The organism is Rhodococcus sp. 06-221-2 (genome assembly GCF_002258365.1).
GTDB lineage: Bacteria > Actinomycetota > Actinomycetes > Mycobacteriales > Mycobacteriaceae > Rhodococcoides > Rhodococcoides fascians.
Genome location: NZ_NOYJ01000035.1, coordinates 502,714 through 515,562, shown reverse-complemented (window position 1 = coordinate 515,562; position 12,849 = coordinate 502,714). Strand labels below are relative to the sequence as shown.

The 12,849-nt window shown below is 65.4% G+C and carries 10 protein-coding genes and 1 tRNA gene; 6 read left to right on the top strand and 5 right to left on the bottom strand.

From position 1 onward, the window contains the following. Positions 1-137: 137 nt before the first annotated feature. Positions 138-1,325 carry a PucR family transcriptional regulator gene (locus tag CH281_RS24175; RefSeq protein WP_032367074.1) on the top strand — a complete coding sequence of 396 codons (1,188 nt, stop codon included), beginning with the start codon at positions 138-140 and terminating at the stop codon, positions 1,323-1,325. Positions 1,326-1,329: 4 nt separating this feature from the next. On the opposite strand, the gene CH281_RS24170 is transcribed toward CH281_RS24175, so the two are convergent. The 5 genes from CH281_RS24170 to CH281_RS27055 all read right to left on the bottom strand — a co-directional run bounded on the left by CH281_RS24170 (position 1,330) and on the right by CH281_RS27055 (position 7,362). Continuing rightward, positions 1,330-2,304 carry an esterase/lipase family protein gene (locus CH281_RS24170; protein ID WP_094695804.1) on the bottom strand — a complete coding sequence of 325 codons (975 nt, stop codon included), beginning with the start codon at positions 2,302-2,304 and terminating at the stop codon, positions 1,330-1,332. A gap of 188 nt (positions 2,305-2,492) precedes the next feature. Continuing rightward, positions 2,493-2,566, bottom strand: a tRNA-Gly gene (locus tag CH281_RS24165). A 19-nt stretch (positions 2,567-2,585) separates the two neighbouring features. After that, positions 2,586-4,379 carry a putative bifunctional diguanylate cyclase/phosphodiesterase gene (locus CH281_RS24160; protein WP_094695714.1) on the bottom strand — a complete coding sequence of 598 codons (1,794 nt, stop codon included), beginning with the start codon at positions 4,377-4,379 and terminating at the stop codon, positions 2,586-2,588. A 143-nt stretch (positions 4,380-4,522) separates the two neighbouring features. Then, a complete protein-coding gene (locus CH281_RS24155; protein WP_162247557.1) occupies positions 4,523-6,637 on the bottom strand; it encodes an Rv1355c family protein in 2,115 nt (704 codons plus the stop codon). Continuing rightward, entirely contained in the window at positions 6,634-7,362 is a 729-nt protein-coding gene (locus tag CH281_RS27055) for a hypothetical protein (protein ID WP_051364987.1), read from the bottom strand. The genes CH281_RS24155 and CH281_RS27055 overlap by 4 nt, the downstream gene beginning before the upstream one ends. Positions 7,363-7,502: 140 nt before the next feature. Between CH281_RS27055 and dcd the strand changes: the two genes are divergently transcribed. From dcd to CH281_RS24130, 5 genes are all read left to right on the top strand, one after another. Continuing rightward, complete coding sequence (gene dcd / locus CH281_RS24150) at positions 7,503-8,081, top strand: dCTP deaminase (protein ID WP_027495411.1); 579 nt, start codon at positions 7,503-7,505, stop codon at positions 8,079-8,081. Between the two features lie 105 nt (positions 8,082-8,186). Further along, the gene (locus CH281_RS24145; RefSeq protein WP_179274282.1) at positions 8,187-9,716 is read left to right on the top strand and encodes an Hsp70 family protein; all 1,530 of its coding nucleotides are present in this window, start codon (positions 8,187-8,189) and stop codon (positions 9,714-9,716) included. An 85-nt stretch (positions 9,717-9,801) separates the two neighbouring features. Beyond that, a complete protein-coding gene (locus tag CH281_RS24140; protein ID WP_032369581.1) occupies positions 9,802-11,241 on the top strand; it encodes a CYTH and CHAD domain-containing protein in 1,440 nt (479 codons plus the stop codon). Between the two features lie 83 nt (positions 11,242-11,324). After that, a complete protein-coding gene (locus tag CH281_RS27050) occupies positions 11,325-12,401 on the top strand; it encodes a hypothetical protein (protein WP_179274281.1) in 1,077 nt (358 codons plus the stop codon). Positions 12,402-12,551: 150 nt separating this feature from the next. After that, positions 12,552-12,839, top strand: a complete 288-nt coding sequence (locus tag CH281_RS24130; protein WP_027495414.1) for an ANTAR domain-containing protein — start codon at positions 12,552-12,554, stop codon at positions 12,837-12,839. Positions 12,840-12,849: the final 10 nt, after the last annotated feature.

The following is a 12,849-nucleotide window of genomic DNA, read 5'->3' as shown; positions in this document are numbered from 1 at the left end:
ACACGGCTTCGAGTGTGATTCTGGTCGCATTCGGGGCGGCAGGCTATGGGCCGCCGCTGTCAATCGAGCGCAGCGGATTGTGCCGTCGCACAGTTCGGGTGTGGTGTGGCTTACATCGGCCGGGCTATGGTTCAGTCATGACCACCACCGAGTCCGCTCTGCATCCGTCACCGACCGAGCTGGCGGCGGCGATGCTCGACGACGTCGACGAGCTGGCGAGCGAACTGGTCCGGCGCATCCTGGGAGCCGAGCACGCCTATCTGGAGGCGACGCTGCTCACCGCGGATCAACTCCACGAAGCGTCTCGTAGCAATCTGGCCTCGATGTTGGGCAAGCTGTCCGGGCGTGCACCGGTTCGGCTCGAGTCGGCGCAGCAGGCGGGCAGGCTCAAGGCCGAGCAAGGTGTACCGCTGGCGGCATTGCTGCACGCGTTCCGGCTCGGTGGTCGGCTGGTCTGGGACGAGTTGATGGTGCGTTCGCACGGCCGGGCCAGCCACGCGCTGCTGGACATGGCGGCGCAGGTGTGGGCATTGGTCGACGTGTATTCCGACGAGGCGGCCGAGGCGTATCGAGAGAGCGCCGATATGCGAGCCCGCGAGAGCGCCGAAGCCCGCGGCCGGCTGATTCGGGTGCTGTTCGCCGATCATGCCGCGAATCCGGCCGCGGCGGCGGATGCCCTGCGTGCGTTCCGAATTCCGGATCGCGGCTTTTTTGCTGTGGTTTCCCAGGAACCCTCGTCGACGGGACTCGGTATCGAAGGCGTCGTCGCTCGGTTGCGGGCCGCGGGAACCGAGTCGGTGTGGGATGCCGAGGTGGACGGCAGCATCGGATTGTTCTGTGCCGCTCGGGAATCCGACATCGATACAGCACTGGCCACTTTCGGAGAACTGTGCCCGGGGCGGATCGGTGTCAGTTCGGTGTTCCGGTCGCCGTCGGGAATCGGTGACGCCGTGGGGCAAGCCCGTCTGGCCCGGTCGTGCAGCTTTCCCGATTCTGTGCCGTCGACGCCGGTGCGCTACGACTCGGTACCGGTGCCGTTACTGCTCGCGCGCGACCCGAAATCCGGCCGTATCGCGGCCCGTCAGATTCTAGGCGATCTGTTGGCGTTGCCCCGCGCCGAGCGGACGAGTCTGCTCGCCACTCTCGATGCGTGGTTCTCGTGCGGTGGCTCCACCAAGGATGCCGCGGAACAGCTGCACTACCACCGCAATACGGTGTTGTACCGATTGCGGCGTATCGCCGAACTCACCGGTCGCGACTTTCGTGATCCCGTGCAGGCCGCCGAACTCTATGTCGGGCTTCGAGCCCATCAACTACTGACCTGACGGGTCAGTGGCTGGCCAGCACGACGTCGAGGATTCCCGTTCCCAGCGGTACCGGAACGCAGGACGGCTGACGTGCATTCGCGGGGTCGAGTGCGTTGAGCGCCAGACGCAGCGCGGTCGGGTCGTAGGTGAACGTGAAGTGGGCGACCTCGGTGTCGGGGCACACGTCCTGGATCACGATGTTGTGCGCTCCCGGATCTCGCAGCAGCGCATTGGTATACGGCTGAATGACCTCGTCGACCTTGGTGGCGATCGAGGTGTAGTCGACGCCGGGGACGGTGTCGCCGCCGGCGTTGAGGTTCTCGAGAAAGTCCGATCCGGCCATCAACTGGGCGAGGCCCGGTCCGAATTCGTCGGCCACCAGACCGGTCGCGCCGGGCACGGCTTGTACGACGGGGGCGAATCCGTACATGGTGCCGCCGTAGGTCGGTGACGCGATTCCCACCCATCGGTCGACGACATCCGCCCCGCCGAGCCGGTTGACGAAGTATCGGGCGACGGCAGCACCCTGCGAGTAGCCCACCACGTCCACCGCCGCGGCACCGGTCGCGTCGAGGATGGTCGCCGTCATCGATTTCAGTTGTGCTGCACTGTCTTCGATGACGCCGTAGCCGTTGGACTTACCGTCCGGTGAAGTGCCGTAATTGATCGCGAAGACACAGAAGCCTGCGGCGCGCAGGATGGGTGAGAAGCCGGCCCAATCGGAGTAGGCGGTGGCGTCGGTGCCGTGGACGAGAACGACAGGATTGGGGTGCTCGGCAGAGGGCACGCAGCTCATGTCGTTGGCCCCGGGCGGGGCGGCGTCGCGGTTGGTCGACGCGTACCGAATGGCATCGGCGTGGTCGGGTTGAGGCGGTGCAGCGGCGATGGGCATGAGTGGGCCGGCATGTGCGAGTGGTGCCGCTTGGGTCGACAAGGCCGACAGTGCAGCGGTGAGTGCGACGACGAGAAGAATCAGACTTCGGCGTGGTCCGCGCATGATCACACGGTATTCCTGCAGTTGTGAAATGTCCCTACGAATTCGGACATGAACGCATAAAAGTCACAACAATAGTTCTGTAGCGATTTTTGTGTCGCATGCCGATTGCCGACCGAGCTACCGGTGACGGCGAGGGTGCAGACGCAGGGATCGATCGAAAGACGGGTTTACCGCCGACAAGGGGAACGTGGAGCCGGTGACGGGAATCGAACCCGCCTCTCAACCTTGGGAAGGTCGCGTTCTACCAATGAACTACACCGGCGTGTGGTGCGGCGTCCAGATTAGCAGGGTGGCCCGACGTCGATGCGTACACCGTGCAGCAGGGCCTGGGCGTCCTCGGCCGGCATCGGTTCGGAGAAGAGGTAGCCCTGAGCGCGGGTGCAGCCCAAGGCCACCAATGTGCTCCTGGCACTCTCGGTTTCGACGCCCTCGGCGATGATGCTCAGGCCGAAGGCGTGCGCGAGCCCGATGATCGACTGGACGATCGCGAGGTCGTCGGTCGCCCCTGATCCGAGGTCGGTGACGAACGCGCGGTCGATCTTGAGCGCGTCGACGGGCAGTTCCTTGAGGTGTGACAGCGAGCTGTATCCGGTACCGAAGTCGTCGATCGCCACCTGCACGCCGAGGTCCCGCAGTTCCCGGAGCGTCACTCGGGTGCGCGAAAGATCCTGTACGACGGCCACTTCGGTGATCTCCAGGCACAGGTTGCAGCCCGCGATCGAGAATTCCTCGAGGGCGCTCGCCACGGTGGCCGCAAAACCGGTGGTGACCAGCTGTACGGGCGAGATGTTCACGCGCATCACGATGTCGAGGCCGGGGATGTCCCGTTGCCACGCCGCCAAGGTCCGGCACGCGTGGTCGAGAACCCACCGACCGAGCTCGCCGGCGAGGTTCGTCTCCTCCGCCACTGGAATGAAGGCGGACGGTGGTAGCAGCCCGCGGGTGGGGTGACGCCACCGAACCAGTGCCTCCACCGCAGTGATGCGCCCGGTGACGAGGTCGACCTCGGGCTGGAAGTGCAACGTCAGCGAGTCGCCTGCAATGGCGTCACGCAGATGGATCTCGACGTCGTTGCGGAGTTCGGATTGCGCGTGCATCTCGTCGGTGAACAGCGAGATGTGGTGTCCACCAGCACGCTTGGCCACCAGAGCGGCTTGCCCTGCTTGCCGGAGCAGAGAGTCGGCGGTGTGGGTGCCGGGCTCGCCGAAGGCGATTCCGATGCTGGCGCTGCGACCGATTCTCTCGACACCGAGAGTGACCGGTGCCTGTATCGACCCGGCGATCGTGCGGGCACGGTCGGTGGCGACGCGGTGGGAACACGGGCCCGCCAGGACCACGACGAACTCGTCGCCGCTCAGGCGGGCCGCGAGACTCGCCGATTCGTCGACGAACGTCTGCAGGCGCCCGGCGACAGCCTGGAGATACTGGTCGCCGGCGAGGTGTCCGAGAAAGTCGTTCAGCGCCTTGGTGCGGTCCAGGTCGATGTGCAACACCGCCACCGGACCGGGCATCGACGGATCGAGTCGGTCATGGAGGTGCTGCGTGAGTGCGGTGCGGTTCGGGAGTGAGGTGAGACCGTCGTGCAAGGCCGAGAACCTGATCTGTTCCTCGGCACTGACTCGCGCCTGCAATTGCGACAGGAGAGCAGCAATTGCTTTGAGGGCGTTCAGTTCTGCTTCGGACCAACTCCGGTCTCCCACTTTGATGAAGCCCAGAATTCCGGTGGTGCGTTCGGAGTGCAGCAGCGGCACGACGGCCATCGAGGTGGCGCTCAATCCCGAGGCGGTCTCGACGCGTCGGCGATAGTCCTCCTGCTCCGGGTCGGGCCGAAACACTGCCGGTTCGGACAGTGTTTCGGCCATCGCGAAGACCGAGTCGGCCTCGTCGAAGTAGACGACGGCCAGGGGGTCGGGATCGGGCACGCTCAGGCGCGGTGGCCATTCCGCGGTGAGTCTGGTTGCCCGGGCATCGAAATCGTGGTGCCGGAGAAAGCTGAAATCGATGCCGAGGTAGTCCACGAGCTGACGCAGTACCGACAGGTATGCTTCTCGCACCGTCGCCGCGTCGACTCCCATGAGTTCGGTGGCGACGCCGGTGACGAGGACCTCGAGTGTCCGACTGTTCTCCAGGGCCCTACTCCCGCCTCTCGTCGACGCGGTCTCGTGAACCGCTCCTGTAGACGCAGTGCAGGACTGTTCCCCCTGGTCTATGCCGGACTCTACCCCGGTAAGGACGCCGAAACCGCGACTCTGCGACTGTATATCGCGCCTCGTGGCGCGGTACCGAGCCGCAACACCAGAGCGATCGACTCGGCCTCGTCCAGTTCCGCCAACGTCCGCAGCTCGAAGTTCAACTGCTGCAACGTCTCTGCGTGGGTCGGAGACAATTCTCGGTGCTCGTCCATCGTGCGTGCGTAGAGGAACGGTGGCGAGACGGGTTGAACTGCCAGTGCGTGCAGATGTGAAGTCACCCAAACGTTCTCCGTGGCAAATCCACCCCGGATGTAATGCGCCGGAGTCGATCCGGGCACCACGATCACTGCGAGCGCAGAGCTCGCCGATACCCGATCGCGCATGTCGGTGGCCAGGGCAGCGCCTGCGTTCCAGGCAGCCACGAGGGCCATGACGTCGGGCCGCCCGATGATGTCCAGCGTGGACAGGTCTGCGGCGTCGATGCCGAGGCTGGCGACGTCGATGCCCCGATCCGGGTCCGGATCGCCTGCCCAGCGCAGTTCGGAGAACATCTCTCGGTGCAGATGCGGCGTGAGATACCGAATCCGATCGGCGGCCGCGAGAATGTCTGCTGCCGCGGTGATGGACTCGCGCGTCGTCAACAGCACGGCACGTCCGCCTTCGGCGGCTGCGGCCGCAACGAGATCGGCGACCACCGCATCGTCCAGCGTCGACGGTGACCCGAGCTCTCGGTCCGTGGATCGGGTGAGCACGGCGTCGAGGAGGCGTCGATCGGTGATCGGCTCGGCGGTACCATCGCGCAACGACAGCTCGACCGCCTCGTCGGTGATCTCGATGCCGGCGAGCGTGCCCTGGGCGGCGGCGGCCACGCGCGCGTTGAATCCGGCTGCGCCCACAGCGACGAAGCTGCCGCGGTACGCGATATCGAGGGTGGACGTTCGGGATCGATCGACGTCGACCCGGAAGGTCGGCCCGTTCGAGGAGAAGGTCCACGGCTGACTGTTTCCGCCGGAAGGCGCTCGTCGTGCCGCTTCGAGTATCGAGTCGTGGGAATCCACACTCTGCGGACCGGCCGCATCACCCGAGACCTGTCTGCGGGTGGGGGCCGGCGTGTTCAGCCCGTCGAGGTGCACCTCGAGATCGATGCGGATACGTCCGGACGGTAGGTGCGCTCCGGTCCCGAAGCGTCGGACCGCCGCGGCGATGGTGGCACCCCCCAGTTGGACGTCGCCGCCCAGCTGGGGCCACGTCTCGATCGTTTCGCCCACCTCCACCATCGAGGCCGCCATCCGAGCCGAGAGCAGGGAGGCGTCGAGTTGATCGAGCACGATGGGAATCTTGTCGCGGGTTCCGAGTCCGTGCAGGCCGGCGGACTCGATGTCGCCGAGTACGCCGTGAAACACCGGCCGCTGTGGTTCGAGGTCGAATCGCTCGACGTCCAGCAGACCTCGATCGGAGGTCTCCATCAGTACGGGGATTCGACGCGACCTGGCCGCCTCTCGTGCGCGGACCTTGATGTCGAGGGAGTCGCATTCCTCGACGAGCAGGTCGAGTCCGTCGAAGAACTCGTCGATCGTGGTCTCGTCGATCCCGTTCCGAAAGACCTCCACCGTCAGGTACGGATCTATTTCGGCGATTCGCCGGGCGGCGACGATGGCTTTGTTGACGCCCAGATCGATGATCGACGCCGGAATCCTGTTGAGGTTCGACAGTTCTATCTCGTCGAAATCCGCGAGGCGAAGAGTTCCGCAGATTCCCTCGAGTGCGAGAGTGTGCGCAATGGCGTGTCCGACGCTCAATCCGATGACGCCGATCGTGAGATCTCCCAATTTCTGCTGTTCCTCGAGGGTTATCTTGTTTCTGTTTCGGTCCAGTCGGAGGTGCCGATACGAATTCGGACCGAGAACGGCGACGACGGTATTGCGCCACGGGAAATAGACCCACCTGTCGCTTTCGTCGAGAAGGCTCTGCTCAGGGCTCGGCAACAATGCATGCAGTCCGGCTCGCTGGGTGGCGCGTTCGTCGAGAACGGTGATCGAGGTGTCACCCCGTAGCTCGTCCAGGGCGGCCCGCTGTGTGGCGACCGTCTCGTCGAATATCACAGGCTGCCAGCTGTATTCGACAGTGTTCGGAATCGTCACGACGCCACCGCCGAGTGCAGGTTCTTCGACGTGCCGTGCTGCGCGAGCAGCGAGACCGTGTTGCGTTTCATGCGCCGCCACGTCTCGAGTTCGGCATCGAACGCGAGAGTCGTTCGGTCCCACCAGAACACCTCGGTTCGGTATCGATCGTCGGGGTACGGCACCGGTTCGATGTGCGTTGCGATCGCTGCTCCGGTGCGCAGCCACGCGGCGCGGACGTGGGAGGCGGCAGTGGCCAGCGCGTAACGAGCGCCCAGCAGTGCTGTGCTGTACGCCGGTGACTGCGCGATCATGGTGGTGACGGCGCGACCGCGGGGTGCTCCCGGGGCAACCCACGCCGATTTGATCTCGACGACCCCGTCCTCGATACGGCTGTCGAGCATCGCGCGAACGCGATGACGGCCCTCGGGATGCGCGGCGAATTCGACGAGTGCGTGTGATTGATCGGCCGAAGAATACGGCCCTTGAACGCGAACGCCGCCGAGGATCGTTCCGGTTCGGTCGAGAGCGGCGAAGAACAATGCGGTGGTCCCGCCGTCGCGAATTGCCGATATCTCGAGCGCTGGTGTCACGTCGTGGCGTCGGTAGCTTTCTTCGGCACCGTCGAGAAATTGCGTCCACAAAGCGGGACTTCGGGTGGGAGTCGTGGCCAGAATGTGGCACTGGGAGGGATGATCGAAGTACGAAGGAACGTCGATTCGAATGCGCTTGGGTCGAATGTACATAGGGGCTCTTCCTGAGGGAGTTTCACCGAATGTGAGAGGTGTGACCGATCGATTGTCCGACTGTTCGGTCCGCCCGTACCTGTGGAAGTGGTCACTCGGGTGCTTCGCGTAAGGCCCGTGAGGACCAGTAGCCTGCAGTGGTGCTGCTCTCCGACCGTGACATTCGTGCCGAAGTGACCCTGGGCAACCTGGCGATCGATCCCTTCGATCCGTCGATGGTGCAGCCGTCGAGCGTCGATGTGCGACTCGACAAGCTGTTCCGGGTGTTCAACAACACCCGGTACACCCACATCGATCCGTCCCAGCAGCAGGACGAGCTGACGACGTTGGTGGAGCCACGAGCGGGTGAGCCGTTCGTTCTTCATCCGGGGGAATTCGTCCTCGGTTCCACTCTCGAACTGACGACGTTGCCGGATTATCTGGCGGGTCGACTCGAGGGGAAGAGCTCTCTGGGCCGGCTGGGACTGCTCACGCACTCGACGGCAGGATTCATCGACCCCGGATTCAGCGGTCACATCACGTTGGAGTTGTCCAACGTCGCCAACCTCCCGATCACGCTGTGGCCGGGAATGAAGATCGGGCAGCTGTGTCTGTTCCGGCTGTCGTCGCCCTCGGAGAATCCGTACGGCAGCGCCGCGGTGGGCTCCAAGTACCAGGGGCAGCGTGGTCCCACTCCGTCGAAGGCGTATCTGAACTTCATCCAGTCGGACGTGACATAGACCAACGTTCGGTTTGTTTTCTTGGACGAAACCTGGTGAGTTCCCGGTTGTAGCGGTATTCTGGTGCTCGAACGTGGGTTGGGGCCTACCAGAATGAGGTTTCTCGTGTCCGCGGTACCCGATCCGTCCGTACTCGGCGCTTCCCTGGGGTCGAGTGGCGTCCGCAGTGTGATCAGCGACAGCTCGGGTGTCGACACGGTGCTCCACGTCCTCGAACCGGTTGCCACCGGGCCTGCGCCCAACGGTCTCGCCCCGGATCCCTGGGATGCCGTCGTCGCATCGGTGCACAGCACGGCAGACGAATACGCGTCCACTCGCCACTACCCGGTGCTCGCCCTTCGTGAGAGCGATCCCGACACGGCCTTCCGCGAGGACTTCTCCGACGGCATCGTGCTCGTATCCGAACTGGGTGCGCAGCTGGGCGCGTTACGAGAAACCGGAGTGCTCGCCGGTGAGCGTTGCGTCGCGCTGTTCGACGTCGGCGCATCCGGCACCAGCGTGTCGGTGGTCGACGTCGAGTCCGGTCGCGTCCTGGCCTCGCATCGCACCGAAGAACTCCGCGGCGACGACTGCGACCGTGTGCTCAGCGACCACCTGATCGAGACATTCGGCGCGGCGGAGGCGTTGACGGTGGCAGCTCGTCGACAGCTCGTGCACGACGTGCGAGACGGGAAACACCAGCTGTCGATCCTGCGCAGCGTCTCCGTCGTCGGGCCGTTCGTCGGCGGTCGCGCCTCGTTGTGGCGACACGACCTCGACGAGCTCATCGGCGACGCCGTTCGTGCAGCAGTCTTCACTGCCGTCGACGTGCTCGAGTCCGTCGCCGCGAGCGGCGTTCACGTGGAGGCGATTGTCGCAGTCGGCGGCGGTGCCAACATGCAGATCGTTCGGCAGACACTGTTCGACGCCGTGTCGGTGCCCGTCTACGTTCCGGAACGACCGGAATTGTTGGCCGCCCGTGGGGCAGCCGGGATCGCGCGGACCGTGGGAGCCAGGCCTGCACCGGCCCCTGCCGTGATGGCCGTGACCGCCGTGCCCTCCCGTCGTCCGCGGCACAGCGGCAGCCCGTCGAGGCGAATGGCCAGGGCAGCGAAGTCCCGCCGCGTCGGGGGCGCACTCGCCGCGCTCGTTGCGGTGTGCGTGGCCGGAACCGTGGTCGCGGCAGCGGCCCGGACCACCGACGACACCCCCGAACCGTCGATCGCGACCTCGCAGAACGCGTCGCCCTCCGCCCGATCGCAGGCTGTGATGCCGGCGGTGGACGGCTCACCGTCCGTGTCGACGCCGCCCTCGGTGTCGGCCACGGACATGGCCCCGTCGTCCTCGACGTCTCCGACATCCGGAGTCTCGACGTCCTCTCCTGTACCCACCTCGCCGAACAGTGCCGAGTCACCGCCTCCAACCCGCACGATTCCTGACGTCACTGTCCTTCGGCCCGCGCGTGAAGGCACTCGACTTCCGACGACGACCACGGCTCCGACCACCACGACGGCTCCGACTCACCCCACGACCACCACTGCGCCGACCACCACTGCGCCGACAACCACTGCGCCGACCAGAACGACGTTGCCGCACAACACCACTCGCGCCTCGACCCCGACGAAACCCACGATAACCACGCCTCGGCGACCGTAGACACCGCCGTTCGTTTCGCCGTGGCGGTGATAGATCTACGGTTTCGACCGCCACGGGGCAGCATCCTCGAGGCAGGATGGTCGGTATGGAGTCACAGACCGAGCGCGAAGACAAGTTCGATGTCGATGCAGACTTCGAGTTCCCCTCCCTCACCTCGCTCGTTCCTGCCGACGGCGCGGCGGTGGAGACCGACACCGAACTGGTCAGCGAGTACTTCGACACCACCGGTCACGATCTGCTGCGTCGGGGAATCACCCTTCGGCGACGCACCGGAGACTCCGACAACGGTTGGCACGCAAAGGTTCCTGCGGAGAAGGCGCGAACCGAGATCAGGCTTCCGCTCGGCCACGGCGACCCGCAGGTCGTGCCCGACGAGCTGGCCGACGTACTGCGCGGGGCGGTCATGGGCAAGCAGTTGTCGGCTGTCGCCACCCTGACGACGCGTCGGAAGATTCGTACCGTCACCGATGCATCCGGAGCCGTCGTGGCCGAATTCGCCGACGACGCGGTGTCGGTCGTCCTGATCGGCGGCGCGACCGGGCCGCAGTGGCGTGAGGTGGAGGTCGAGCTCGGGCCCGCCGGCTCGGAATCGTTCCTGAAGAAGGCGAGCAAGGTGCTTCGCGCGTCGGGTGCGACGCCGTCGGCACATCCGTCCAAGTTGAATCGTGCGCTGTCGGTGGTTCGGGAGGAGCCGGCGCACGACGGGCTTCGGTTGCTCGTCGATTATCTCGACGAGCAAGCGCAGGCCATCGTGGCCGGCGACGTGTATCTGCGCCGCGGACTGGATCCGATTCACTCCACGCGGGTGGCCATCAGGCGCTATCGGAGTACGCTTCGCGTCTTCGGCAGCGTGTTCGAGGACGAGCCCGCGGCCGCACTCGAAGCCGAATTGTCTTGGTATGCAAGCCTGCTCGGCGAGGTGCGAGATCGGCAGGTGCAGCGGGCGCGGTTTGCAGCGGCGCTGCGAGACCTTCCGTCGGAACTGGTTCTGGGCCCGGTGGCGTCGCGCATCGAGAACGACCTGCTGGCCGAGCAGATCCGCCACCGCGAAGCTGCGATGGCGGAGCTCGACGGCGAACGGTATCGAGAGTTGCTCACGACCGTGGCTGCCTGGTCGAGGGGATTGCCGATCGACGGCGAGGTGAGCGAGCGGTTGCTGATCAAGCTGGCGCGCAAGGCCGGTAAGAAGGCCGTAGACCGCACCGAGAAGGCTGTGCGAGGCACCGACGATGAGCAACTGCACCGCGCGAGGAAGGCCTCGAAGCGGGCTCGGTATGCGGCCGAGTTGGTGGCACCCGTCGTGGACAAGAAGGTGTCCAAGTCGAATATCAAGAGATACAAGCAGATTCAAGAAGTTCTGGGCGAGCATCAGGATGCCGTCATCGCGGCGGAGATTCTGCGTACCCTCGGGGCTCGAGCGGGAACCACCTCCGGCGAGAACGGGTTCACGTTCGGACTCCTCTTCGAGCGTGAGCGCCGTGCAGCCGAACTGGCTCGTGACGAGGCGAGCAAGCTGGAGTTCTGACCGAGTACACAAACCGTCGTTTTCCCCGTTTCAACCCTCGAAGTGTACTATGAGACCGAATCGAGTAGGGGGGGTCGACGGGTATGTCCGTTGCGTTGGGCGTTCACGTCGGAACCGATGAGATCTCGGCCGTCTTGGTCGAAACCGATCTGCCGGGTCTGGGCCCGGTTACCTCGCGACCCGTGTCGATCGCCGCTGCCCCCGGCGGAATCGGTGACGCCGTTGCGACGGTTCTCGGAATCATGCGTGTACAGGCAGCTCAACGAGACCTGATCGTCGACGGTGCCGCCGTGGTCTGCGACAACCTTCTGCACGGCGAGATCGTTCGGGCCGCGCTGGCCGACCACCGCGTCGTCGACGTCGAGGTATTGGCGATGGACGATCCGCGGTTGCCCGACGAGTACCCGTTGGACGTGGCCGCCGCCGTCGTCGGTGCCGCGTCCAGGACGGGCCGTCCGTCGGGTGACGAGATCGCTGCGGGGCAACCCGACTGGGACGATCGGGCCGGAGAATACGATGCTGCGTCGCGGGGATCTCGATGGACCATGGTCGGATTGGGTGTGGCCGTGCTGGCTGCTCTGAGTGGGGCAACCGTGTGGGCGTTCTCCTCGCCCGCGCCGACTCAGGACGCAGTACTCGATACCGCAGATTCCAGCATCGCCCCATCGACGCCCGGTCGGCCGGCGTCGAGCGCCGGGCCGGTTGTTCCTGTGGCTGGGCCGTCCGCGGTTCCACCGATCGGCGCGGGTGTTCTGGATGTGTCGACCGCCCGCTCCGGGTCGGGCGACGTCTGGATCGACGCGTTCCCGATGGACGCCCCGAGTGCGACGTCGAACGCACCGAGTTCGTCGTCGACGGGACGGGAGAACTCGGGTGGCGGCTATTCCGCCCCCGGTGGTCGGGATACGAAAACAGAGAACTCGAAGCCCGAGACCGAGACTCCGCCGACCGACGACGAAACCACAGCTCCCACCGATACGGACGTCCCCGATCCCACGGAACCGGGTCCGACCGAGCCCACGGAGCCGACGGAGCCCACGGAGCCGACGGAGCCCACGGGGCCGACCGAGCCCGTGGAGCCCACGGAGCCTTCGGGGCCGACGGATCCCGAGCCCGCGCCTCGGACGGAGGAACCACCTGTCACCGAACCGGCCGAGTGACGATTTCATCGATAATCCGTTGTGAGCGAGCGGGTTCGCTACTTCGAAAAGTCCGTGGTGTGACAGGTGTGTGAATTCGACTCGGACACCTGAACTTCTGCTCGAGCCTGGCTACCATCGGGTGATCGACCAGTAGACGGTGAGTTCTCGATGACCGACAAATCCGCAGTAGAACCGGTGACGCGCACGACCATCGACAGGGCGGTGGGTGTCCTCATTGCCTTGCGCGGCTGCAGTCCGGATGAGGCCTTCGCCGAATTGGCAGCGCACAGTTTCCGTTTCGATGTTTCTCTCGTGCAGTCGGCTCGGTCCATCGTCACTGCGGCACGAGGAATGGACTCCGACAACGGCGTGGGCTGTGCCGCGATGTCGTCGGCGCAGGAGGAGTGGGGCTCGTTGCTCGCCGACCGTCGGGACGGGTTCGGGCACGTCGCCTGACCCAATTCGT